This is a genomic window from Hyphomonas sp. (assembly GCF_036964145.1).
Lineage (GTDB): Bacteria > Pseudomonadota > Alphaproteobacteria > Caulobacterales > Hyphomonadaceae > Hyphomonas.
In genome coordinates, this window is the sequence record NZ_JBALUC010000001.1 from 950,181 (window position 1) to 973,631 (window position 23,451).

19 protein-coding genes and 1 tRNA gene are annotated in these 23,451 nt (G+C 61.1%); 13 read left to right on the forward strand and 7 right to left on the reverse strand.

All coding sequences use genetic code 11. The features are described 5' to 3' along the window. Positions 1-28 precede the first annotated feature (28 nt). From V7660_RS04695 to V7660_RS04705, 3 genes are read right to left on the reverse strand one after another with little or no spacing between them, the layout of a single operon-like run. Positions 29-643 (reverse strand): class I SAM-dependent methyltransferase, encoded by a 615-nt coding sequence (locus tag V7660_RS04695; protein WP_335601965.1) that lies wholly within the window; start codon positions 641-643, stop codon positions 29-31. After that, positions 640-2,799, reverse strand: coding sequence for a methylmalonyl-CoA mutase (scpA, locus tag V7660_RS04700; protein ID WP_335601966.1), 2,160 nt, complete (start codon positions 2,797-2,799; stop codon positions 640-642). Before scpA ends, V7660_RS04695 begins: the two co-directional genes overlap by 4 nt. Further along, the gene (locus V7660_RS04705; RefSeq protein WP_335601967.1) at positions 2,796-4,718 is read right to left on the reverse strand and encodes a methylmalonyl-CoA mutase family protein; all 1,923 of its coding nucleotides are present in this window, start codon (positions 4,716-4,718) and stop codon (positions 2,796-2,798) included. Before V7660_RS04705 ends, scpA begins: the two co-directional genes overlap by 4 nt. Positions 4,719-4,845: 127 nt before the next feature. Here V7660_RS04705 and V7660_RS04710 point away from each other — a divergent pair, with 127 nt between their 5' ends. Then, positions 4,846-5,067 carry a hypothetical protein gene (locus V7660_RS04710; protein ID WP_335601968.1) on the forward strand — a complete coding sequence of 74 codons (222 nt, stop codon included), beginning with the start codon at positions 4,846-4,848 and terminating at the stop codon, positions 5,065-5,067. Positions 5,068-5,161: 94 nt separating this feature from the next. Here V7660_RS04710 and V7660_RS04715 read toward each other — a convergent pair whose 3' ends face one another. Continuing rightward, positions 5,162-6,331: a glycoside hydrolase family 43 protein gene (locus tag V7660_RS04715; protein ID WP_335601969.1), complete on the reverse strand. Its 1,170-nt coding sequence runs from the start codon at positions 6,329-6,331 to the stop codon at positions 5,162-5,164. Between the two features lie 174 nt (positions 6,332-6,505). On the opposite strand from V7660_RS04715, the gene V7660_RS04720 reads away from it, so the two are divergent. From V7660_RS04720 to glpK, 4 genes are all read left to right on the forward strand, one after another. Next, complete coding sequence (locus V7660_RS04720; protein ID WP_335601970.1) at positions 6,506-7,501, forward strand: NAD(P)H-dependent flavin oxidoreductase; 996 nt, start codon at positions 6,506-6,508, stop codon at positions 7,499-7,501. A gap of 121 nt (positions 7,502-7,622) precedes the next feature. Then, complete coding sequence (locus tag V7660_RS04725) at positions 7,623-8,042, forward strand: D-Ala-D-Ala carboxypeptidase family metallohydrolase (RefSeq protein WP_335601971.1); 420 nt, start codon at positions 7,623-7,625, stop codon at positions 8,040-8,042. Further along, positions 8,030-8,497 carry a hypothetical protein gene (locus V7660_RS04730; RefSeq protein ID WP_335601972.1) on the forward strand — a complete coding sequence of 156 codons (468 nt, stop codon included), beginning with the start codon at positions 8,030-8,032 and terminating at the stop codon, positions 8,495-8,497. The genes V7660_RS04725 and V7660_RS04730 overlap by 13 nt, the downstream gene beginning before the upstream one ends. Before the next feature lie 52 nt (positions 8,498-8,549). Then, positions 8,550-10,031, forward strand: a complete 1,482-nt coding sequence (gene glpK, locus V7660_RS04735) for a glycerol kinase GlpK (protein WP_335601973.1) — start codon at positions 8,550-8,552, stop codon at positions 10,029-10,031. A 74-nt stretch (positions 10,032-10,105) separates the two neighbouring features. Here the strand turns inward: glpK and V7660_RS04740 are convergent, their stop codons facing one another. Beyond that, a complete protein-coding gene (locus tag V7660_RS04740; protein ID WP_335601974.1) occupies positions 10,106-13,114 on the reverse strand; it encodes a TonB-dependent receptor domain-containing protein in 3,009 nt (1,002 codons plus the stop codon). Positions 13,115-13,408: 294 nt separating this feature from the next. Here V7660_RS04740 and V7660_RS04745 point away from each other — a divergent pair, with 294 nt between their 5' ends. After that, a complete protein-coding gene (locus V7660_RS04745) occupies positions 13,409-15,445 on the forward strand; it encodes an alpha/beta hydrolase family protein (protein WP_335601975.1) in 2,037 nt (678 codons plus the stop codon). 154 nt (positions 15,446-15,599) lie between these two features. Here the strand turns inward: V7660_RS04745 and V7660_RS04750 are convergent. Next, positions 15,600-15,674: transfer RNA gene (locus V7660_RS04750), tRNA-Thr, on the reverse strand. A gap of 77 nt (positions 15,675-15,751) precedes the next feature. On the opposite strand from V7660_RS04750, the gene V7660_RS04755 reads away from it, so the two are divergent. The 6 genes from V7660_RS04755 to V7660_RS04780 all read left to right on the forward strand — a co-directional run bounded on the left by V7660_RS04755 (position 15,752) and on the right by V7660_RS04780 (position 19,769). Then, the gene (locus V7660_RS04755) at positions 15,752-15,886 is read left to right on the forward strand and encodes a hypothetical protein (RefSeq protein ID WP_335601976.1); all 135 of its coding nucleotides are present in this window, start codon (positions 15,752-15,754) and stop codon (positions 15,884-15,886) included. Continuing rightward, entirely contained in the window at positions 15,883-16,164 is a 282-nt protein-coding gene (locus V7660_RS04760) for a hypothetical protein (protein WP_335601977.1), read from the forward strand. Before V7660_RS04755 ends, V7660_RS04760 begins: the two co-directional genes overlap by 4 nt. Before the next feature lie 65 nt (positions 16,165-16,229). Continuing rightward, the gene (murA, locus tag V7660_RS04765; protein WP_335601978.1) at positions 16,230-17,510 is read left to right on the forward strand and encodes a UDP-N-acetylglucosamine 1-carboxyvinyltransferase; all 1,281 of its coding nucleotides are present in this window, start codon (positions 16,230-16,232) and stop codon (positions 17,508-17,510) included. 20 nt (positions 17,511-17,530) lie between these two features. Then, positions 17,531-17,980, forward strand: a complete 450-nt coding sequence (locus tag V7660_RS04770; RefSeq protein ID WP_335601979.1) for a DUF2948 family protein — start codon at positions 17,531-17,533, stop codon at positions 17,978-17,980. 2 nt (positions 17,981-17,982) lie between these two features. Beyond that, the gene (gene hisD / locus V7660_RS04775) at positions 17,983-19,287 is read left to right on the forward strand and encodes a histidinol dehydrogenase (protein ID WP_335601980.1); all 1,305 of its coding nucleotides are present in this window, start codon (positions 17,983-17,985) and stop codon (positions 19,285-19,287) included. Next, complete coding sequence (locus V7660_RS04780; RefSeq protein WP_335601981.1) at positions 19,284-19,769, forward strand: UPF0262 family protein; 486 nt, start codon at positions 19,284-19,286, stop codon at positions 19,767-19,769. The genes hisD and V7660_RS04780 overlap by 4 nt, the downstream gene beginning before the upstream one ends. 16 nt (positions 19,770-19,785) lie before the next feature. On the opposite strand, the gene V7660_RS04785 is transcribed toward V7660_RS04780, so the two are convergent. Next, positions 19,786-21,231, reverse strand: coding sequence for a L,D-transpeptidase family protein (locus V7660_RS04785; protein ID WP_335601982.1), 1,446 nt, complete (start codon positions 21,229-21,231; stop codon positions 19,786-19,788). Positions 21,232-21,595: 364 nt separating this feature from the next. Here V7660_RS04785 and V7660_RS04790 point away from each other — a divergent pair, with 364 nt between their 5' ends. Continuing rightward, positions 21,596-23,296, forward strand: a complete 1,701-nt coding sequence (locus V7660_RS04790; protein WP_335601983.1) for a class I adenylate-forming enzyme family protein — start codon at positions 21,596-21,598, stop codon at positions 23,294-23,296. Positions 23,297-23,451 lie beyond the last annotated feature (155 nt).

The following is a 23,451-nucleotide window of genomic DNA, read 5'->3' on the forward strand; positions in this document are numbered from 1 at the left end:
TAATAATTGGGGTGAGCCAACCGCGCTTTCAAGAGGTCTTTTCGAAGACGAGCTTGGTCCATTCGATGCCCCTGGCCATGTTCTCGGCCTGGATCGAGCCGGTGCGTTCGTGGAACAGATTGGTCAGGCCGAGCGGGCCGGCGAGGCCTATCGTCTCCTCACCGGAAATGTCGAACATGCGCCGGCCTTCCGGGATGGGCCCGTGGCGCTGGCTCATGAACAGCCGCCCGCCGGGCTTCAGCAGGCTGGCGATGTGCGCCATGCCGGTGGCGCGCTCGGTTTCGGTCATATGCATCCATACCGCCTGCATCAGGATCATATCGAATGTCTCGCCGCGCGCGCGGGTGGCGGTGAGGTCCGGCAGGGCATCCTCCAGCCATGTGATCTCAGGCTCGGGATGGAGCTTGGCCGCGCCGGTGCGCAATTCCTCGACAGGCTCGACCGCGAGCACGGAATGACCTAGCCGGGCGAACCAGCCGGCGTCGCGACCGGTGCCAGCACCAATGTCGAGAATGCGCGCAGGGGGCGCCGGCATGAACTCCGCCCACGGCGCATGCACCGCAGCCGGATCGCGTTTCTCATAGCGCAAGAACAGGTCGGCGGCTTCCTCGGCATAGCCTGCGGTGGAAGCCGGGCCGGTCATTCCGCGGCCGTTTTCGCGCCGTCGTCACCATCCAGCACTTCCAGCATCTTGATCGCACTGTCGGCGATCACTGTGCCCGGCGGGAAGATGGCGGTGGCGCCGGCGGCGTAGAGCGCGTCAAAGTCTTGTGGCGGGATCACACCGCCGACAATGATCTGGGTGTGCGCCGCGCCTTCATTGCCAAGCGCGCGTTTCAGTTCCGGCACCAGCGTGAGGTGTCCCGCCGCGAGCGAGGAGGCGGCAACAATGTCGACCCCGGCCTTGCGGGCGTCGGCGGCGGCTTCTTCCGGCGTCTGGAAGAGCGGGCCGATCTCGACATCCCAGCCGAGATCCATCAGCGCCGAGGCGACGACCTTCTGGCCGCGGTCGTGTCCGTCCTGTCCCATCTTGGCGATGTAGATTTTCGGACGGCGACCATTCTTCTTCTCGAAGTCGGAGGCGAGCGTCGCGGCGGCCTCAGCCTTGTCGTCGCCCTTCACGCCGCCGCCATAGACGCCCTTGATGGAGCGGATCACGGCCTGGTGGCGGCCCTGGCTGCGCTCAACGGCTTCGGAGATTTCGCCCACCGTGGCTTTCGCGCGGGCGGCGTCCACGGCAAGCGCGAGGAGGTTGCCCTCGGTGCCGGCAGCGGCCTTGGCGATGGCGTCCAGCTTGGCGGTCACTTCGGTCTCGTCGCGTTCGGATTTCAGACGGGCCAGCTTGTCCAGCTGCATGCGGCGCACGGCGGCATTGTCCACCTTCAGCACCGGCACGTCTTCATCTTCATCCAGTAGGAACTTGTTCACGCCGACCACGGTTTGTGTGCCGCTGTCGATGCGCGCCTGCGTGTTGGCGGCGGCTTCTTCGATACGCAGCTTGGGCAGGCCTTCCTCGATGGCCTTGCGCATGCCGCCCATCTTCTCGACTTCGGCGATATGAGCGAGCGCCTTTTCGGCAAGGTCATGCGTCAGGCGTTCGACATAATAGGAGCCACCCCACATATCGATCGTCTGGCAGGCGCCACCTTCCTGCTGCAGGAAGAGCTGGGTATTGCGGCTGATCCGGGCCGAGAAGTCGGTCGGCAGGGCAAGCGCCTCGTCGAAGCTGTTCGTGTGCAGCGACTGAGTCTGGCCGCCGGTGGCCGCGATGGCCTCAAGGCAGGTGCGGATGACATTGTTGTAGACGTCCTGCGCGGTCAGCGACCAGCCGGAGGTCTGCGAGTGCGTCCGCAGGCTGAGGGATTTCGGGTTCTTCGGATTGAACTCTTCCTTCACGAGCTTTGCCCAGAGCAGGCGCGCAGCCCGCATCTTGGCGACTTCCATGAACGTGTTCATGCCGATGGCCCAGAAGAAGGACAAGCGCGGCGCGAAGGCGTCCACATCCAGCCCGGCGGCGACCCCGGCGCGGATATATTCGATACCGTCGGCGAGCGTGTAAGCCAGTTCAAGATCTGCCGAGGCGCCCGCTTCCTGCATGTGATAGCCGGAAATCGAGATCGAATTGTATTTCGGCATGTTCTGCGAGGTGTAGGCGAAAATGTCCGAAATGATCCGCATCGAAGGCTTGGGCGGATAGATATAGGTGTTCCGCACCATGAACTCTTTGAGGATGTCGTTCTGGATCGTTCCGGCCAGCTTGTCCGGCGTGACGCCCTGTTCCTCGGCGGCGGCAATGTAGAGCGCCAGGATCGGCAGCACCGCGCCATTCATCGTCATGGACACCGACATCTTGTCCAGCGGAATACCGGAGAAGAGGGTGCGCATGTCGAGGATGGAGTCGATGGCGACGCCCGCCATGCCGACATCGCCGGAGACGCGGACATGATCGGAATCATAGCCCCGGTGCGTGGCGAGGTCGAAGGCGACCGACAGGCCCTTTTGCCCGGCGGCAAGGTTGCGGCGATAGAAGGCGTTGGAGTCTTCCGCTGTCGAGAAGCCCGCATACTGACGAACTGTCCAGGGCTGGTTCGTGTACATGGTCGGGTAGGGCCCGCGACCAAACGGGGCAAGGCCCGGATAATCGTCAAGGAAGTCGAGGCCCTTGGTGTCGTCCGCCGTATAGGCGGATTTGACGGCGACGCCTTCGGGCGTTTCCCAGGTCTCGCCCAGCTCAGGCGATTTGGCCTTGGCGTCCGGTGTGCCGAGATCGAGTTTCGTGAAGTCGGGGAAATTGGTCATTGGGCCACTCCCAGGGTTGTGTGGGCAAGTTTCAGCGTGTGCAGCACATCGCAGCCCATGAAGATGTTGGAATCGATGCCGTCGCCCTCGAACTTGCCGGCCAGCCAGACATGGTCTGCGCCAGCGGCTTTGAGGGCCTTGGCGGTCTCGGCAGCTTCGTCCTCATAGCGCGCATCCGCGCCACAGATGCAGGCGATCCGCGTGCCGGAAGCCCTGAAGGCGGCAACCGCTTCGGAGACCGATTGCGGCGGGACAGGTGGCTGGGTGGCCTCAAGGCCGCCCGCGGCAAACAGGTTGCGGGCGAAATCCGCGCGGGCATTGTGCTCGGCAATCGGGCCGAGCGTCGCGAGGAAAGCGGACGGCCGCTTGGCCGCCGCATCTGCTGCGTCGCGCAGGGCTTCGAAATCTTCAGCCAGCCGGATGCGCGGCAGCGCTTCTGCGGTGGCGTCACTCTCCTCGCCGGGCAGGTCCACTTTCACGAAATGGGCGAAGCCTTCCGTGGAGACGCCATCCTTCGGGGTGACCGCAGGCATGTCGGCCACGGGCGCGGTGATCTCGTCGAGCAGCGGGAACTCGCTGACCCCCGTGATCGGCACCTTGCGCCTGGCAATGTCCTTGGCGCGCGCCTCGCGCACATCCGCGATACGTTTCTGGAACGCGCCGGAGATCAGCGCCTCGGCATAGCCGCCTTCGGCTTCGATGATCTGGAACTCTTTCCACGCCGCTTCGGCGAGGTCGTCGGCGAAGGTCTCGGTGAACCAGGCGCCGCCAGTCGGGTCGGCCACGCGGCCGAGTTGGCTTTCTTCCATCGCGATGATCTGGGTGTTGCGCGCGATGCGCCGGCCCAGCTCTTCCGGAATGCCGAGTGCCTCGTTGAAGGGGCGGATGGTCATGATGTCTGCGCCGCCGACGGCTCCTGCAAAGGCGGCCGCCGTATTGCGCAGCATGTTGGTCCACGCGTCATAGCGGGACAGAATGCGAGCGGATGAAACGGCCTGCAACCGCATTGGGACGGCCTGATGATCCATGGCATCCAGAATGCGCGTCCAGAGACGCCGGGCCGCGCGCAGCTTCGCCACGCCGAGCCCGTAATTGCCATCCAGCGCGAGGGCAAAACTCATGCGTGGAATGAGGGCGGAAATGTCTGTCCGGTTGTCCAGTCGGCGCAGCGTGTCCACGGCGCTGGCGATCAGCGCGGCCAGTTCCTGTGCATCGGAACCGCCAGTCTCATGCACCATGCGCGCATCAATGCGGACCAGCCCCGCTTCGGGATAGGCTTCGCCAAGGCTGGTCGCCGCCGCAGACAGGCGCGCAAAGGCGGCATTCAGGCCGCCCTTCAGATTGCCGGTGCGCGCAAGGCAGCCGAGCGGGTCCATGTTGAAATCGAATTTCAGGCTTGTGGGCGTATCTTGCTCCTGTCCCCACAGGCCAAGCAGCGTCGCGGCTGTCACACCCGAGCCCGCGCCATGATCTAGCGCGATGGTGGCGATGTCGGCGCGCAGGCCTTGCAGCGCGGTGCGCAGATCGTCCAGCGTCGAGATCTGGATGCCGTGCTGGCCCGTGCAGTCGAGTTTGAGTTCGACGGACATCACGCCGCGCTCAAGATCGCGCAGCAGCTCTTCATTCGTCACCTCAGGCGAGGGATGCGCAAAGGCCTGGCGGATGTCCCACGGTTTGAACCGATCCGGCGCGGCTGTGGCCCCGCGCAGATAGGGCGCCTTGCCCGGCGTGCCGAGCGGGTCGGTTGCAGCCGCAAAGTCGCTTTCCCGATAGAGCGGGTGAATCGCCAGCCCGTCCACGGTCTTGCGTGTGATCGAATCTATGCCGCGGCCCTTCAGGACCTTGTCGACGCTTGCGAGCCATTCGGCTTCGGTCGCGTCGGGAAACCCGCTGCTCAGCGGAAGGAGATCATCTGCCATGCGGGGGATTTAGTCTGATACGGGTGGCCTTGTGAACTGCTGACTGAAGGTCAGGGACGTTTGGTCGCTTGACTCTCTCCGAATATGGCATGAGAATGAGAATAATTCGCAATTCAAGGAGTGAGTCATGTCCGCCAAGCTCTTGAAGTTTCAGGCCGCCGCCCAGTCCGAACTGGCTGAGGGAATGCGGCACGAAGCGCTGAGGGACTGGATGGAAACGCACACGCGTATTCTGGGCTTCTGGATGGACCGCCTCATCGAGGACGGCGATTCGGAAGACATCGTATCCATGCTTCATCGCCAGCAAAGCTGGCTGGCAATGATGCAGGACCGGCTGGTTGGGGGATGAGGGATCCTCGGCCAGCCGGAAATTCTTTCCGCGCTAACAAAAAGCCAGTGCAGAGGAATCTGCACCGGCTTTTCATTGAGGAGATGGGACGCGGTTACTCGCCCGGCATCGGATCGATGGGGTCGATCGTGCCGTCGTCATTCAGCGTGAGTTCGGTGATCTTCACATTGCGAAGGTGGCTTTTCCCGGACAGCTGAACGTCATGATAGGCGAGATAGTATTTGCCATCATGCTCGAAGATCGAGTGGTGGTTGGTCCAGCCTTCGACCGGCAGGTTGAGGACGCCCTGATAAGTGAACGGGCCGTACGGATTGTCGCCTGTGGCGTAGACAATCAGATGCGTGTCGCCCGTTGAATAGGACAGGTAGTAGGTGTCGTCGATCTTGTTGACCCAGGCGGCTTCGAAGAAGCGGCGGTCATGATCCTTGGCTTTGATGGGCTCGCCATTCTCGTCGAGGATCATCACATCCTTCGGTGTCTCGGCGAAGGAAACCATGTCGTCGCCCATTTTGGCGATCTTCGGCATCAGCGCGATATCGTCCGGCTGGCCGGCTTCATCGTCGCCCGTTAGCGGGTCATCATTGACGAGGTCCGTGTTGAGGTTCGGGTCAGCATCATATTCGCCGGTCGCCCAACGCTGGAGCTGGCCGCCCCAGATGCCGCCGAAATACATATAGTATTCGCCGTCAGTGTCTTCATAGACGGTCGGGTCCATGGAGAAGGAGCCTTCAATCGGATCGGGCTCTGCCGTGAACGGGCCGGTCGGGCTGTCGGAGACGGCCGCGCCGATATGGAAGACGCCGTCAGCATCCTTGGCCGGGAAATAGAGATAGTATTTGCCATCCTTGTGGGCGGCGTCCGGGGCCCACATCTGCTGGGCGGCCCAGGCTACATCATCGACGTCCAGCGCGACGTCATGAATGGTCACCTCACCGCCGACTTCGTCCATGGACAGGACAATATAGTCGCGCATGGCATACTGGCTGCCGAGATCGTCTTCGGGAATGCCGGCATCATAATCATGGCTCGGATAGACATAGATGCGGCCATCCTCCCAGACATGGACGCTCGGGTCCGCGGTGAAGATCTCGCTGACCAGCGGCTCGTTCAAATACTTCGACCCCGTTGGCTCAGCCTCAGCAGTTTCGACCGGCGGCGCGGCGACTTCTGTCTCGGCGCTCGTCGTTGGCGCATCGCCAGAGCAGGCGGCCAGAGCAGCGGCAAGTATGATAGCGCTACCATTCATCAGGCTGGTTTTTCGCATTCCGTTTTCTCCCTCGGACGTTTTATTTTGTAACTATAGTGGATGCGCGTCAGTCTGGCCTGAACCACAGTTCAGGGCAAGAGGTGTCCGCAACGTCACGCCTTGCCCAACATGGATCAATCGCTAGTTTCCGTTTACGTAAACTGCATCCTTTTCCGTTTGAGGTAATTTCTCATGGCACTGCCCCCCATTCTTCAAAATCTGCGTCTCCCGGTCATCGGATCGCCGCTCTTCATCATCTCCAATCCGGATCTCGTGATCGCCCAGTGCAAGGCCGGCGTCGTCGGCAGCTTCCCGGCGCTGAACGCGCGGCCTGGCCCGGTGCTGGATGAGTGGCTGGACAGGATCACGACCGAACTGGCCGAATGGGATGAGAAGAACCCGGACCGCAAGGCCGCGCCTTTTGCCGTCAACCAGATCGTCCACAAGACCAACAACCGCCTCGATCACGATGTGGACATGTGCGTGAAGCACAAGGTGCCGATCGTGATCACCTCGCTCGGCGCGCGCCAGGAAGTGAATGATGCGATCCATTCCTATGGTGGCATCGTGCTGCACGACATCATCAATGTCGTCTTCGCGCACAAGGCACTGGAAAAAGGCGCGGATGGCCTGATCGCGGTGTGCACCGGCGCGGGCGGCCATGCCGGCACGCTGTCGCCTTTCGCGCTGATCCAGGAGATTCGCCAGTTCTTCGACGGCCCGCTGGCCCTGTCCGGCTCCATCGCCAATGGTGGCGCGATTGCGGCGGCGCAGGCGCTCGGCGCCGACCTCGCCTATATCGGCTCGGCCTTCATCTCCTGTGACGAGGCCAATGCGGTCGATGGCTACAAGGACATGATCGTCGACTCCAAGGCGGGCGACATTGTCTATTCAAACCTGTTCACCGGCGTTCACGGCAATTATCTCGCACCGTCGATTGCGAAGGCCGGACTCGACCCGAACAGCTTGCCCGAAAGCGACCCGAGCGCGATGAATTTCGGCTCCGGCGGTAATCAGGAAGCCAAGGCCTGGAAAGACATCTGGGGCTGTGGCCAGGGCATTGGCGCTATCGAGAAGCGCATGTTGACGGCGGAATTCGTGGACAAGCTGGCCCGTGAATATGACGAGGCCCGTGCAGCGCTCGCCAAGCGCCAAGCCTTTGGTGTGGCCCCGGTCGCGGCGGAATAGGCTGGGCTTCTCCCCGACTGAAAGTTTGATAATGCCCCTGAAGTCCCCGTGATTTCAGGGGTATTTTCTTTTGAGCGCCGATCCGAATCCGACAGGGCCGGAGGCGTGTCAGCCTTGGGGCATGCTGATACGATCTGTTTCCCTGTTCGACACGCGTGGCTGGCGCTGGCCGCATTTCTCGCCGCGAGAACTCGCCTGTAAGTGTGGCGGCAAATTCTGCGATGGCGCTTACTGGCACGATCCGGACTTTCTGGATGCGCTGGAATCCCTGAGGGCGGCGGTAGGGCGGCCGCTGATCGTCAATTCCGGGCATCGCTGTGACCGTTGGAATGCCGAAATTGGCGGCGCTGAGCATTCCATGCACAGGCAGATCGCGGTCGATCTCGCCCTGAACGGCCATGACCGGTTCGCCTTGCTGGCAGCGGCGGAACTGCTGGGCTTTACCGGCATCGGGCTCGGCCGGACTTTCCTTCATCTCGACCGGCGGGCCAGCCCGGCCCGGTGGTATTATAAAAGGAGCCGCGCGCTATGGCAGACATAGTCGGATTGGCGGCGAGCGCAGCCGGGGGCGGCGTCTTCGGCCTGCTCGGCACGGTGATCGGCCGGGCGGCGGGCTATTTCGAGCAGCGTCAGTCACAGGCGCATGAGCGCGCGCGCTGGCAGCATGAGGCAGAACTGATCGGCTTGCAGAGACAGGCCCAGCGCGAAGAGAGCGACGCGGCGGAGCGGCTCGCCGAGACGAGCGGCAGCTGGGCAGGGCTCGCCGCCTCCCTGCAGGCCGAGGCGGCGATTGGGGCCAGCTACGCATGGGTGAATGCGGTGCGGGCGCTGACCCGGCCCGTGCTCACCCTGTTGCTCTGGCTCATCACCTGGTTGGTCTTTGTGGCGTCGCCGGAGGCCGAACAGGTCAAGATCGTGGAAACGGCCACCTTCGCTGCGACGGCGGCAACGCTCTGGTGGTTCGGGGATCGCGGGGCGCAGCGCACGGCGCGTTGACGTTCCGCCTCGCGCCGGTCCATCCTGCCCGAAACATTGAAGGGCAGGCGACATGGGCGACTATATTCTCGTCATTGATGAGGGCACCACATCCACGCGGGCGATCGTGTTCGACCGCGAGCTGAACCAGGTGGCGCTGGCGCAGAAAGAAGTGCCGCTGGCCTATCCGAATGATGGCTGGGTCGAGCAGGATGGTGAGGAGATCTGGGACAAGACGGTCGAGGTTTGCCGCGCCGCCATTGAGCAGGCGGGCGGTGTGGACCGGATCGCCGGCATCGGCATCACCAATCAGCGCGAGACGACGCTGGTCTGGGACAGGGCGACCGGCAAGCCGATTGCCCCGGCCATCATCTGGCAGGACCGGCGCACGGCCGAAACCTGTGAGCGCCTGAGGAAGGCGGGGCATGAGGCGTCGGTTCAGGACGAAACCGGCCTGCTGATCGATCCCTATTTCTCCGGCACCAAGATTGGCTGGGTCCTGGAGAATGTGGAGGGCGCAAAGGCGCGGGCCGAGGCTGGCGAACTGGCCTTCGGCACCATCGAGAGCTTCCTGATCTGGAAGCTGACGGGCGGGGCCTCACACGTCACCGATGTGACCAATGCCTCGCGGACCTTGCTCTATCGGTTGGGCCTTGGAGAGGATGGCGGCTGGAGCGAGAAAATGTGCGCGCTGCTGGGCGTGCCGAAAAGCATGCTGCCGGAGATTCGGCAGAATGCGGACGATTTCGGCACGAGCGAGGCAAGCCTTTTCGGCAAGGCGCTGCCGATCCTGTCCGCGGCGGGCGACCAGCAATCGGCGCTTGTGGGCCAGGCCTGCCTGGAGCCCGGCACGGCCAAGATCACTTATGGCACCGGGGCGTTCCTCGTCGCCAATTGCGGCAGTGACCGTCCGGACTCGGCCAATCGCTTGCTCGGCACGGTCGGGTATGAGGCAGCGGGCAGGGGCGCGATGGCGCTGGAAGGCTCCATCTTCAATGCCGGCACGATCGTGCAATGGCTGCGCGATGACCTGCGGCTGATCGAGGATGCGGCGGAAAGCGCGGAAGTCGCTGCCGGCCTCAAGGGCAATGGCGGGGTCTATATCGTGCCGGCCTTCACCGGGCTCGGCGCGCCGCATTGGGCGGCTGATGCGCGCGGTACGATCACGGGCATCACCCGCGCGACCAAGGCAGAACATCTCGTGCGCGCAGGTCTGGAATCGGTAGCTTACCAGACACGTGACCTGCTCGATGCATTCGAGGCAGACGGCGTTGCCATCAAGGAATTGCGCGTCGATGGGGGCATGGTGGCAAATGACTGGCTGATGCAATTCATCGCCGATATTTGCGAGCGCCCGATCCTGCGGCCAGACTATCGCGAAATGACGGCGCTCGGCGCTGCCGCGCTGGCGGCCATGCAGCTCGGCTGGCTGGACGCCGATGACTGGGCTCGCCGCACCGTGCCGGGCACACGCTTCGAGCCCAAGATGGAAAAGACCGCCTCCGCCCGGCTCCGCCAGGGCTGGGCCACCGCCCTGCGCAAGACGCTGGCCTAGCCCTCACCAATCTGCCGGGCAAACAAAAAGGGCGGACCCGAAGGTCCGCCCTTTCTTTATTATGTATCTGTTTCCTAGAAGGATTTGGAAACCCGCAGGAATGCGGAGCGACCACGGTAGTCATACTGAGTGCCAACCAGAGGCACGATACCCCGGCGGGTCGCAGCACCGTTGGACACAGCTGGTGGAGCTTCGTCGAACAGGTTGTTGACGCCAACCGTCACGCCCCACTCGTCAGCAACGTACTGAACGGAAGCACCGTGGTACCATTGTGCTTCGGTGTACTGCTTGAAGTAGAACAGGCCTTCGCCCCGCGAGGAGAACGAGCCAACCGAGCCACCCAAACGCTCGTCATTCGACGTGCGGCTGGTGAATTCGCTGAACCAGTTGTAGCGCCAGTCGCCTCTCACGAACTGCAGGCGAGCATTTGCCGTGAAGTCCGGGTCACCGATCGTGCCGTTGAAGTCATCCGGTTCGAAATCTTCACCGGAGAACAGCAGGAACTGGTCTTCGAACGTCCAGGTACCTTGCATGTCAAAGATGAAGTCGCCGAAGCTGGCCTCATGCTCGTAGCGGGCAGTAAGGTCCAGGCCGCGGGTGCTCTGGCTGTTGATGTTCACGAAGTTGTCGCTGACGCTGAGGATCTGCTGATAGCGCGGGCTAGCAGGATCTTCGTCACGCTCGAACAGGGTGCAGAGAGGCTCGTTCGGGAAGTTCGGGGATGCATAGCAACCCGAAACAATCGAATTTGCGCTCAGGCGTGCCACCTGGTCATTGATCTCGATTTCGAAGTAATCGAGCGCAATGTTGAGGTCAGCGAAGGTCGGCGTAACGACGAAGCCTACGGTTAGAGCATCAGACGTTTCCGGGGCCAGGTTTCCAGCACCACCACCTGCGGTGACGAGGGCAGACGAGCCGAACGGAATGTAGCCGTCAAGGCCAGCAGCTGCACAGTTCGCCGCGACGTTCGAGTTGGTAGGTGCACCGTCCGAGTAATTACACGGATCAATATTGGTCTGACCCGCGAACGAGGTGGAGTCACCGAGGTAGAGCTCATACAGAGCCGGAGCGCGGTATGAGGTGCCATAGGTGGACCGGAGGCGGAAGGTCGGTGTGATCTGCCAGTTCAGGCCAGCCTTGTAGACCGAGTCCGAGCCGGACGAGTCATAGTCGAAGTAGCGACCAGACAGGTTGACAGACAGTTCTTCAAAGAACGGCTCACCAGCAATTACTGGAATGTCGACTTCGGAGAAGAGCTCCATCACGGTGTCATCGCCAGCCGTCGTAACGGCCGAAGACAGACCCCACTGCAGGTTGTTCGAAGAGTAGAAACCAGGCTGGTCGTTAATTTCGAACGTGCGGTATTCAGCACCGATAGCGATGCCGAGCGGACCTGCAGGCAGTTGGAACAGTTCGCCACGCACAAGACCGGTAATCGTGGTCTGTTCGTAGGTCGTGTTGCCCGTGTCCTGAGCGAACAGGAAGCCCGCTTCCGCGTCCGTGAGATCACCATAGAGGAAGTCTTTGGTGAAGTAATTGATGTTGGCCGGGCAGGGCTGGTAATCCAGCTCCGGAATGACATCGGCACCATCACGAAGCGCATTGGCATAAGCTGCCGAGCTTGCGTCGGTTGGGTAGTAGCAGGTGAAACCATCAGCAGAGGTCGGATCCGCCACGTTGATAGCGGTCGGACGCAGGCCTTGGTTGTCATCTGCAACATGGTTCACAGGAACCGTGTCCGTCACATAAGTACCGTCGGACTTCGAGTAGACACCAGCCACTTCCCAGTCCCAGGTCGACAGGAATTCGTTGCTGGTCCCGAAGTTACCGCGCAGCCCAGCCGTCGCCGAGATGTAGTCGATGTCAACAGAGGTGTTGAAAGGGATCAGAGCGATCGGACGCGCATAACCTACACCGGTCGGATTCGTCGGATTGGAGGGTGCCTGGAACGGGAAGAGCTGGCGCCAGTTTTCCTGTTCAGTCGTACGGTTATTGAAGAGGAAATCGCCGAAGAATTCGGTTGGACCGAAATCATAGTCCGCCGTCAGGTAGACGCTCACGCGCTCCGTTTCGGGAATGATCGAAGTGGAATCCTGACGGGCGTCATAATACGGCGTTTCAGCAACACCTGCTGGACCGTCCGCACGTGGACGGAAGTCGCCGAGTGCGCTGTCATAGATCCAGCGACGTCCACCATTGGCATCGTCGAACACTTGTGAAATCGAGTTGAAACACTTGTAGCCGCGACGAGCCTGTCCATCCGGACGGGTATCGAGGAGGTCAGCGCGCTGGGAGCCATCTTCCGTGAAGATGTAATCCTGAGGACATGCGAGGAAGTCGCGGTCGCCCTGCTGAAGCGGCTCGAACTTTTCGTAGGAAGCAGACAGTACTGCGCTACCCTTGTCGAAGTTCAGGCCATAAGCGCCATCAATGCCGAAGCTTTCACCGCCGGTATCGAATGGACGATCATAGGTCACGTTGATTTCTGGCGCATCGACCGAGCGACGCGTAATCACGTTGACCACACCAGCCACGGCGTCTGATCCGTAGATCGACGATGCACCATCCTTGAGGATTTCGATGCGGCTGATGGCTGCGTCAGGAATGACGTTCAGGTCGACTGCGCCAACCTGGCCCTGTGTACCGGCACCACCAAGACGGCGACCATTGAACAGCACGAGAGAGCGTTGTGCACCAAGACCACGCAAGGAGATCGTGTTGACCCCTGTACCACCTTCGACGACAAAACCACCGAAGTTGCCGTTGATCTGCGTTGACCCGGACGCCACCGAAGAGCTTTGCAAGATGTCAGCCGTGTCGACCAGACCCTGTAGCGTAGCTGTGTTTGCGGTAATGACCTGAATTGGAGAAGACGAGGAATATTCGTCACGACGGAGCAAGGAGCCCGTTACAACGATCTTTTCCTGACGCGCTTCTTCTGCTTCAGCTTCTTCCGAGATCGTTTCAATCACATCATCGGAATTCGTTTCGGCTTCCTGCGCGAACGCGGAGCCTGAAATTGCCAGCGCACTGGCAGCGACACCGAGCAAGAACTTGCTGCGGCTGGAGTGTTTAGTGGACATTTGCACCTTCCCCTAAAAGGATTTCGACCAATTTATACTTCATTCACTCACCAAATGGATGTAAGCGTACTTTTTTGAGCATGGCATCCTGTAAGCGGCAATGCATTATGAACACAATTTCATATTGGGTGGGCTGATGCGGTCAGGAGCGTGACAAATATGCTACGTTTTTGCGCAGTTTGTGTGAATTTGATGCTTGGTGAAGCAACCGATCCTGTGCGTGAATGAGCTGTGTCAGGGCTATCGCCATAAAAAATGGAATGCAGCAAAGAGTCAGTTTTTCGGAGGTAATTCATGAAGGTCATACGCGTTGTTATGATGACGGGGCTGCTGGGATCAGCCGGGCTTGGCGCTGTCGCTGAGCCAGAAGCGAAGCCCATCCCGGTCAAGGAATTTGGAAAGAAGGCTGCTATCAGTAGCCTCTCGCTTTCCAATGAAGGGGACTTTCTGGTTGGGTTGATCACTTTGCCCAATACCAAGCAGGAAGAGACGGCTCTTGCTGTATGGGAGCTGGGCGAGAGTATCGACATTTCCAAACCCCTTATTCCCACACGGGCAACTCCGGCAAATGATCGCATGGAATTCGTTGCGGCGTCCGCAATCGGAGGCGACAAGATTCGTGTTCTGGGAAAGCAGGCATGGACGGGCCAGACCTATTGCATCGAAGGCGGTGGCGCCGGCGCGGTAAAGACCTGGATTTACAAGACGTATTTCGGTGACAAGAACATCAAGCCGCAAGAGCTTGACGATGATTTTGCCAATCTCGCAGATGACAAGAACGAGTGTGCACGCCTCAGCGGTGAGATAACCGTGGCGGAAAGCCTGCCTCTGGATCCCGAGCACGTCATCGCATCAGCGTATGATGTGGATGCCCAAGCCCCTAAATACTACAAGGTAAACCTTGCCACAGAGAGTAAGGAATTTTTGTATCAGGACAGCGGCAACCTTCAGAATGGCTATATTGATCCGCGTACGGGCAACGTCCTTACCAAGTTCGAGCTCGAACCTATTGGGGGAAATGACTATGAGGTTCGCACTTACATCCTCAATGCCCAAACAGGAACGTATGATCTTGAAGCTCCGCTGACCTATACGGCGGCAGCTCGTTATCAGGTTGATACTGTTGGCCATGATGAGCAGTCGGGAAAGTACTATGTCATTACGGACAGGTTTTCGGACAAGGCTTCCGTGTATTTATATGACCCAGTGGCTGACAAATTCTCGGAGGGCCCGCTTTTTGCCCATCCTGAATTCAGCGCATCTGGAGTAATTCTTGGTCGCAATCAGGATAATTTCAATATTCCGCTTGGTTTCACCTATGATGGCCTTGTTCAGGAGACCTACTGGGTCGATCCGGAAATGCGGAGCGTCCAGGACGGTCTGGAATCGATCTTTCCTGGTCTGATGGTGGACGTTATGGACTGGAATGAAGACCGGTCCCGCATATTGTTCTCCACTGAGGAATCCAACAGTCCGCCTACGTACTACCTTCTTGTGGACAAGTCCAAGCTGGCGGTTATCGGGTCGTCTCGACCCTGGTTCTCCGATTATCAGATGTCTCAGTCGAAGCTCGTCTACTACGATGCACGGGATGGCTTGGAAATTCCGGCTATCCTGACGCCTGCAGTGGGTTGGGAAAAGGGCGACGCGCCACGGCCGACCATCATTCATCCGCATGGCGGTCCGTGGGCGCGGGATTTTGGAGGCTGGGATTCATCCGGCTGGGTCCAGTTCCTGACATCGCGAGGTTATCATGTGCTTCAGCCCCAATATCGTGGCTCGCAAGGGTTCGGTCGCGAACTCTGGCTGGCAGGTGATAATGAGTGGGGCCAGAAGATGCAGGATGACAAGGATGATGGCGCAGCCTGGCTGGTCTCCGAAGGCTATGCCGATCCTGACCGGATCGCCATATTCGGCTATTCCTATGGGGGATTTGCTGCGTTTGCTGCAACGGTCAGGGAGAATGGCCCCTATCAATGTGCGATTGCCGGGGCCGGCGTCTCCAATCTGGCATTGTTCAGGACCAAGGTCAGCGAGAACCGGATTTCCCGAGCGGTACAAGGCCACACCATGACGGGTATGGACCCGCTGGCAAATTCCGATCACGCTGTCTTGCCAATTCTCGTTTATCATGGTGACCGCGATGTTCGTGTGCCGATCAAGGATGGACGGGATTTCTACAATGCCGTGAAGAACAAGGTCCCCGCCAAATTCCTTTCCATGAAGGATATGGGGCACCAAGGCGTGCTTTGGAGCCCGGAGAATCACCGTGAATCTCTTGAGGCAATTGATGATTTCCTCAGGAATGATTGCGGGCCAGGCGGGCTTTAAGCTTACGCCTTGTGGTTTTTGGGATAGGGCGGCCTGATATGTTCGGGCCGCCCTTCCTCATTTTCCACCCATCAAACTGGAGAGTTTGAACGCTGGAAAACCCGAACGCGCCGCATCGGCGCCCGTCACAAATTTGACTGAGCGGGGGGATTCCTGGTGCCGCGAGGGAGAATTGAACTCCCGGCCTCATCATTACCAATGATGCGCTCTACCACTGAGCTACCGCGGCATTGCAGGAATGGAAAGCGGGCTTTAGCTTATGCAGACAGACATGAAAAGACCGTTTTGCCGCGAAAAGCACCTCTCATGACAGACAAGAAGTCCGGTAACGAAAAAGCGGCCCGTATGGCTGAGGCTCTACGCGCCAATCTGAAGCGCCGGAAAGCCGCGAGCCGCAAGGTGCGGGACGCCGACAACGGGCAGAAGCCGGAGCGGAAATGACCTTCCAACTGATCGCGCAAACCTGTCTGCGGGCACCGCATGCCATCCTTGCCTGTGCGCTGGAGCGGGACGTCTTTGAGGCTTCGCGCGGCCTCGCGGCGGGCGAACTCATCCGCTATTGCACCCCGGTCCAGATGAAGAAGCCGCGACACCCGAAGAAAGACATGGAATTTCATGGGCGCAAGCCGCTATCCATTGCCACAGATCCCGCCAGCCTGACGTGGATTCCGCGGGCCGGCCTGCGCGGCCTGAAGCAACTGCCTGTAAGATTTGGATAAGATCTGTGCAGCCGGGCCACATTCCGGCCCTTTCAAAGCCGCGAAGCGCTGTATAAGGGCAATCCATGGATAAATTGCACATCAAGGGCGGCGCTCACCTGAACGGCCGCATTCCGGTCTCAGGCGCGAAGAACTCCGCCCTGAAGCTCATGGTCGCATGCCTGCTGACTGACCAGCCGATCAAGCTCACCAATATGCCGAATCTGGCGGACACGCGCTTCCTTGCGCAGCTGCTGGAAACGCTGGGCGTCGAAGTCTACTGGCCGAAGGGCGGATCGACCTGCCGTCTCAATGCGGCGGAGCTGAAAAGCACGATTGCGCCGTATGACCAGGTGAGGAAGATGCGAGCGAGCTTCAACGTGCTCGGGCCTCTCATCGCCCGGTCCGGCCATGCGACCGTGTCTCTGCCGGGCGGATGCGCGATCGGCGCGCGGCCGGTCGATCTGCACCTGCAGGCGCTCGAAGCCATGGGCGCAGACCTCCGCGTGGAGCAGGGCTATGTGAAGGCCGCCGCCATTCACGGCCTGAAAGGCGCCCACATCAATTTCGCCATGCCGAGTGTTGGCGCGACCGAACATGCCATGCTGACGGCGACACTGGCCAAGGGCGAAACCGTTCTGGAGAATGCTGCGCGCGAGCCCGAGATCGAAGACCTTGCCGTCTGCCTGAACTCAATGGGCGCGAAGATCGCCGGCGCCGGTACGTCCAAGATCCGGATCGAAGGCGTCGAGCAATTGGGCGGGACGAGCCATTCCGTGATGCCCGACCGGATCGAAGCCGGCACCTATGCCATGGCCGCGGCGGCTGCTGGCGGGGATGTGACGCTGGAGGGCGCACCTGTGGCGGCGCTCGGCGCGCTGATCGGCAGGCTGAAAGAGGCGGGTGTCACCGTGGAGTCCGACGAGGCCGCCGGCACGATGCGCATTGTGCGCAATGGTTCACGCCTGAAATCGGTCAGCGTCTCGACCCAGCCGCATCCCGGCTTCCCGACAGATCTGCAGGCCCAGTTCATGGCCCTGATGAGCCTCGCCGACGGCACCAGCATCATCCGCGAGACAATCTTCGAGAACCGCTTCATGCACGCGCCGGAATTGTCGCGTCTCGGCGCCGACATCACGGTGCGGGGCCAGGAGGCTGTCGTGAAGGGCGTGCCACACCTGACCGGCGCGCCTGTTATGGCGACCGACCTGCGCGCATCCGTCTCGCTCGTGATTGCGGGGCTTGCCGCAGAGGGGGAGACTGTGGTGAACCGTATCTATCATCTGGATCGCGGATTTGAGCGGTTGGAAGAGAAGCTTAACGCCTGTGGGGCCAGCATAGAACGCCGGTCCGAGGACGAAGACTAGGAATTGCTCAAGGGGCACTGATGGCTGATACAAACCCACTCCGCCTCCTCGCTGAAACGGCAGAGGATTTGGAAGTCATTTCGGCCGCCATTCAGGACAGTGTGGTGAAAGCGGGCAATCTCAAATATGAGGCCCGCCGCAACCGCTTCGCACTGGAAATTAACCGGTTCCGCTGGGAAGCTGGCGCGAAACGCGGGGATGGCGAGCGTGTGCGCGCCCTGTTGGCGTTTGACGGCGTGCTGAACGTGAAGACCCGCGCGGTTACCAAGACGGATCCGGAAATGATCCTGTCGCTGTTGCAGGTAAGCTTCACGCCCGCCGATGAACCGCCGGGGGGCAAGATCACGCTCCTGTTCGCCGGCGACGGGGAAATCGTCCTCGACGTCGAAGTTCTGGATGCAACTCTACTGGACAGCGACTATGTGTGGCCGACGCGCCGCCTTCCGAGCCACGAGCGGCGCCGGAGATAGACATGGTCCGCAGGTTTTTCGCCTCCAATGACGCATTTCATGGCGAGTTCGCGCAGTTCCTGGAGCAGGAGCGCGGGACGGGGGATGATGTTGTCGCTATCGTGACCGGCATCCTGAAGGATGTGCAGGCGCGGGGCGGTGAGGCCGTGGCGGAATATACCGCCAGGTTTGATGGCCTGCAGCTGGACCCGTCGACGCTTACATCTGACAATGTGAATCTTCACAGCCTTGCGGCGCAGTGCCCGGCCGACCTCCGCGAAGCAATCGACTTCGCGCATGACCGGATCGCCGCCTATCACGCGGCGCAACGCCCCGAAGATCACAGCTTCACCGATTCGGCCGGCATCGAGCTCGGCTGGCGGTGGACCGCGCTGGAAAGCGTTGGCGTCTATGTGCCGGGCGGCCGCGCGAGTTATCCCTCATCGGTCCTGATGAATGTCGTGCCGGCCAAGATCGCCGGCGTCGAGCGCATCGTCATGGTTGCCCCCGCGCCGCAGGGCGAGCTGTCACCCGCCGTGGCCTATGCCGCGCTGAAGGCAGGCGTTGAGGAATTCTACCCCATCGGCGGCGCGCAGGCCGTGGCCGCACTGGCCTATGGCACGGCAAACCTTGCCCCGGTCGACAAGATTGTCGGGCCCGGAAATGCCTTCGTTGCGGAAGCAAAGCGGCAGGTGTTCGGCCGTGTCGGCATCGACACGATTGCTGGCCCGTCAGAGATTCTGGTCATCGCAGATCACACCGCAAACCCGGACTGGATCGCCGCCGACCTTCTTTCCCAAGCCGAGCATGATCCGAGCAGCCAGTCGATCCTCATCGTTGTGGATCAGGCTGTGGGGGATTCTGTGGAAAAGGCTGTGGAAAGCCAGTTGAAAACCCTGCCCACGGGCGAGCGGGCGCGCGAAAGCTGGACCCATAATGGTGCCATCGTTGTCGCGCCGGACCTGCCTGCTGCAGCATCCATTGCGAACCGCATTGCTGCGGAACATCTGGAGCTCTGCGTGGAGGATCCGGACGCCCTGTTGCCGCTGATCCGCCATGCCGGCGCGGTCTTCCTCGGCCATTATACGCCGGAAGCGCTGGGTGATTATGTCACCGGATCGAACCATGTCCTGCCGACCAGCCGCGCCGCGCGCTTCTCGTCGGGCCTTGGCCTCTACGATTTCCTGAAGCGGATGAGCGTCCAGCGGGTCGGCCCGCAGGGTTTTGCCGCCATCGCGCCTGCTGCCTTGCGTCTGGCCGAGGCCGAGCGCCTGCCGGCACATGCGCGCTCCATCTCGATCCGGACCAACAAGGACACTGACGGGTGAGCAATGACCGGCTCATCGGCGTCGATATCGACGATGAGACCCTGGGCGCGTCCGGCCCGGACGCTGAGCATGAGCGCCGCGTGGCGATTTTCGACCTGCTCGAAAGCAATGTCTTCAAGGTCCTCGAAAAGGATGAGGGACCCTACCAGCTGAACCTCTCCAAGGCCGAGCGCCGACTGGTCTTCGCCATCCGCAATGAAAAGGGCGAGGACGTCCATACTTTCATCTTGTCGCTCGGGCCGTTCCGGGGCGTGATCCGCGACTATTTCATGATCTGCGACAGCTATTATGACGCGATCCGCACCCAGTCCCCGCACCAGATCGAAGCGATCGACATGGCACGGCGCGGCATCCACAATGAAGGCTCCGAACTTCTCGCCGAACGTCTGGAAGGCAAGATCGAGGTCGATTTCTCGACCGCCCGGCGCCTGTTCACGCTGATCTGCGCCCTGCATGCCGGACAGACCCGCGCGGCGGGATAAGGCCCCTCATTATCCCTTACTCGCTTTTCAAGGCGGCCGGTTCAGTGTCGAGCCCGGTCAGCACGGCGCTGTCTCGTTCATAGATGTCGTCCAGATACCGGACGCCGCCACATCCGTTCGGCACCGCCGTGAAGTAGACAATGTGGACCGGGACCGGTTCGGCGAGGTCTGCTCGGGTTTCCTTGCCGGTGGCGACGGCCTGATCGATGGCGGCGCGGTCCCAGCCCTCTGTGTCCGATAGAAGCCATTCCGCCAGGCCAATCGGATCCTTGGTTCTCACGCAGCCGGACGACAGGGCGCGCTGTTTCAGCGAGAAAAGATCGCGATTGGGCGTGTCGTGCAAATACACATTGTGTGCGTTCGGGAACATGATCTTGACTTGGCCGAGCGCGTTCTGGGGGCCGGGTGCCTGCCGGATACGGTAGGGGAAATTGCTGGCTGTATAGCTTTTCCAGTCTACGGACGAAGGCGGCACGACGCGGCCGGCGGAATCCCGTATCTCGAAGCCCTGGCGTTTCACCGCGCCGGGGTCTTTCTGGAACAGGGGCAGCTTGTCAGCCCTGGCGATGCTGGAGGGCGTCTCCCACCACGGATTAAAGACGATGTACTCGATCTGGTCAGAAAATATGGGCGTCTTGCGCTTTGGATTTCCGACAATAATGGCGCGGATCGCCTGGGGCACGCCATCCTCATAGGTCGTGACGTCGAAGCCGGCGATGTTTGCCCGGACATGCCGCCTGCCCAGATCGGCAGGCAGCCAGCGCCATCGCTCCATATTGGCGCGGATCTGGTCGATACGTGTCTGGTCGTCCCGGTTGAGTGCGCGCAAGGTAGCCGCGCCGACGATCCCGTCCTCTTCAAGCCCTTCCTGTGCCTGCAGGGCCTTTACGGCCGAGACCGTGGTGTCGTCCATCTGGCCGGACAACGTGTCGGCTTCAAGGAGTCCCATTTCAATCAGGCGCACCTGCACTTGCCTGGCCCGCGCCGTCTCCATGCCGGGCTTGAGCGGGTCGCCTCCGGAGACGCGCGCAATGGGGAGCGCGGAGTGGTCGCGGAGGCGCGCCAGTTCCGCCTTCAGCAAGGCGTAGTCTGATTGGATCGGCGCGAATTGTTCGAGGCTGCCGCTTATGGTGCCGGTGGCCAGCGCATAGGCGAGCACAGTCACAAAATCCGCGTCCCGTGTGTCGGCGGTCCAATCGGGTTTCAGGGAGACGGGATCAAGCTTTCCGGACAGCATTTGCGCGGCGGCCGACATCCACGCATCGGTCGCCATCAGGTCTCGTTCGGCTTGGGGGAGGTCGCCGGCTTTCAGCGAGGCCAAATGATAATGCGCAGGCTCGAGACCGTGCGCCGACAATGCCTCGATCTCTGTAATGAGCGCAGCGGAGTTCGCGTCATTCCAGACCTCTCCCGCCGGTGTTTCTGACAGGAAGTCCGACGTCCCGACGGGCGCCAGAGACATCCGGTCAGCCGCCTCATCTGCCCGTGCCGACGCCGCGAGGATGACACATGCGAGGCAGGTGACGATTATCTGTCTAATGACAAAACTCCTGCTACGTCTGATCGGTGTCATATCGGGCCGGGGCGCGGCGATACGGGCGGGCTTGTCGCAAGGTATAGATCAATCCCGCCCCCCGGTCAGCGTCAGCCCTGCGCAAGAAACAGGGCATAACCACCCCGCCTTCACCATCTTGTGATGGGAAGGTAATGAAATCAGGCCATAAGATGAGGGAAGTTCAGGAAATTTCGGTCAGGCCTGCCCCAGCGTCCGGTCTTTGTGACGTAGCGACACTGTGTATGATCGGACAAAACAATCTGGAGGAAACATGCACTACACCGAACTCCTGAAAGCACGGGAAGAACTGACAGGCCCCGGCGGCGAATTCGAGATCGTCGAGGCCGAAGTTCTGGGCAACCGGCTCCGCGTCTACAAGAACGCCCCGCCCAGCGTGCGGGAAGTCTGGCTGTCGACCCTCCCATTCGCTGATCGCGACTATCTGGTCTACCAGGATGAGCGCTGGACCTATGCCGACGCACACCGCGAAGTCGCCGCAGCGGCGGCTTGGCTGTTCGACCAGGGCGTCAAGCCGGGCGACCGGGTGGCCATTGCCATGCGCAACTATCCCGAATGGATGCTGCTCTATTGGGCCTGTGTGTCGACCGGCATTGCCGTCGTCGGCATGAATGCCTGGTGGACGGCCGAGGAAATGGAATACGCCCTCAAGGATTCCGATCCCAAAGTCCTGTTCGCAGACTCAGAGCGGCTTGATCGTGTCCTGTCCATAGAAGGCGCGGCCGACCGTATGAAGATCGTGGCCGTGCGCGCGCCGGACGCGCAGGCTCCGGTGATCCAGTGGGCCGACGTCCTGGCGCATGGCGGCGAATTGCCGGCGGTGAGCGTCGATCCGGACGCCGATGCCTGTATCTTCTATACGTCGGGCACCACCGGCTTTCCGAAGGGCGCGCAGCTGACCCATCGGGGCTGTGTCTCGAACCTGCTCAACATGGCGTTCTCGGGCGCGTCCACAGCCCTGGCAACCCAGCGAGCAACCGGCGAAGTGCCCCCGGAAGAGGCGCCCATTCCGGTCGCCCTGATCACAACGCCGCTGTTTCACGTCACCGCGAACAATTGCGGCGCCTATCTCATCACGGCGGCAGGCGGCAAGATCATCCTCATGTATCGCTGGGATGCCGGCGAGGCGCTGAGGCTGGTCGAGACCGAGAAAGTGACCGCGATGAGCGGCGTGCCGATCATGGCCCGCGAGCTGATCAATCATCCGGACTTCGAGAAAACCGATACGTCCAGCCTTGCCACACTTGGCGGCGGCGGCGCGCAATTGCCGCCGGATCTTGTCCACAAGATCGATTCCACGGTCGCAACGGCCCGGCCGAACACCGGCTATGGCATGACCGAGACCTGCGGGATCATTACCTCGGTGTCGGCAGATTTCTTCATCGACAAACCGGACAGTGCCGGCCCGGCCATGCCCAACTTCGAGGCAAAATGCGTCAACGAACTTGGCGAGACCGTCCCGCAGGGCGAAGTGGGCGAGCTGTGGGTGCGCGGCTCCTCCGTCATCAAGGGCTATATCAACCGGCCTGACGCGACTGCGGAATCGATCACAGATGGCTGGCTGCATACGGGCGACATTGCGCGCATCGACGAGCATGGCTTCATCTTCATTGTGGACCGCAAGAAGGACATGGTGCTGCGCGGCGGCGAGAACGTCTATTGCGCCGAAGTCGAGGCGGCGATCTATCGTCATCCGTCCGTGGCCGAGTGCAGCGTGTTCGGCGTACCGGACGACCGGCTGGGTGAGGAAGTCGGCGTCGCTGTCGTGCTGAAGCCGGGCGAAGACCTGGCCGCTGTCACCCTGCGCGAGCATTGCGCGGGCATCATGGCGAAGCACAAGGTGCCGCGTTATGTCTGGTTCCTCACCGCCTTGCCGCGCAATGCCAGCGGCAAATTCGTCAAGCGCGACCTGAAGGAACAGCTGACCAAGGAACTGGATTCCGCCAAGACCTGATCGCGCGCCGGCGCGCGAGCATTTCATACAGACATTGCGACGGGGCTTTCACGACGTGGAGGCCCCGTCTGCCATTCAAACGCAAAGTCCACGGTTTTCCGGCATGAAAGCCACTGGCCTTACCACGCTGGCTACCACGCTGCGGGGGGCAAAAG

Excerpts from the sequence above, each read along its gene's own strand:
- hisD (WP_335601980.1), top strand. The coding sequence starts at position 17,983 with ATGGTCCGCAGGTTTTTCGCCTCCAATGACGCATTTCATGGCGAGTTC.
- glpK (WP_335601973.1), top strand. The coding sequence starts at position 8,550 with ATGGGCGACTATATTCTCGTCATTGATGAGGGCACCACATCCACGCGG.
- V7660_RS04705 (WP_335601967.1), bottom strand. The coding sequence starts at position 4,718 with ATGGCAGATGATCTCCTTCCGCTGAGCAGCGGGTTTCCCGACGCGACC.
- V7660_RS04725 (WP_335601971.1), top strand. The coding sequence starts at position 7,623 with ATGCTGATACGATCTGTTTCCCTGTTCGACACGCGTGGCTGGCGCTGG.
- V7660_RS04745 (WP_335601975.1), top strand. The coding sequence starts at position 13,409 with ATGAAGGTCATACGCGTTGTTATGATGACGGGGCTGCTGGGATCAGCC.
- scpA (WP_335601966.1), bottom strand. The coding sequence starts at position 2,799 with ATGACCAATTTCCCCGACTTCACGAAACTCGATCTCGGCACACCGGAC.
- V7660_RS04710 (WP_335601968.1), top strand. The coding sequence starts at position 4,846 with ATGTCCGCCAAGCTCTTGAAGTTTCAGGCCGCCGCCCAGTCCGAACTG.
- V7660_RS04785 (WP_335601982.1), bottom strand. The coding sequence starts at position 21,231 with ATGTCTCTGGCGCCCGTCGGGACGTCGGACTTCCTGTCAGAAACACCG.
- V7660_RS04720 (WP_335601970.1), top strand. The coding sequence starts at position 6,506 with ATGGCACTGCCCCCCATTCTTCAAAATCTGCGTCTCCCGGTCATCGGA.
- murA (WP_335601978.1), top strand. The coding sequence starts at position 16,230 with ATGGATAAATTGCACATCAAGGGCGGCGCTCACCTGAACGGCCGCATT.
- V7660_RS04695 (WP_335601965.1), bottom strand. The coding sequence starts at position 643 with ATGACCGGCCCGGCTTCCACCGCAGGCTATGCCGAGGAAGCCGCCGAC.
- V7660_RS04790 (WP_335601983.1), top strand. The coding sequence starts at position 21,596 with ATGCACTACACCGAACTCCTGAAAGCACGGGAAGAACTGACAGGCCCC.
- V7660_RS04740 (WP_335601974.1), bottom strand. The coding sequence starts at position 13,114 with ATGTCCACTAAACACTCCAGCCGCAGCAAGTTCTTGCTCGGTGTCGCT.
- V7660_RS04715 (WP_335601969.1), bottom strand. The coding sequence starts at position 6,331 with ATGCGAAAAACCAGCCTGATGAATGGTAGCGCTATCATACTTGCCGCT.
- V7660_RS04730 (WP_335601972.1), top strand. The coding sequence starts at position 8,030 with ATGGCAGACATAGTCGGATTGGCGGCGAGCGCAGCCGGGGGCGGCGTC.
- V7660_RS04770 (WP_335601979.1), top strand. The coding sequence starts at position 17,531 with ATGGCTGATACAAACCCACTCCGCCTCCTCGCTGAAACGGCAGAGGAT.
- V7660_RS04755 (WP_335601976.1), top strand. The coding sequence starts at position 15,752 with ATGACAGACAAGAAGTCCGGTAACGAAAAAGCGGCCCGTATGGCTGAG.
- V7660_RS04760 (WP_335601977.1), top strand. The coding sequence starts at position 15,883 with ATGACCTTCCAACTGATCGCGCAAACCTGTCTGCGGGCACCGCATGCC.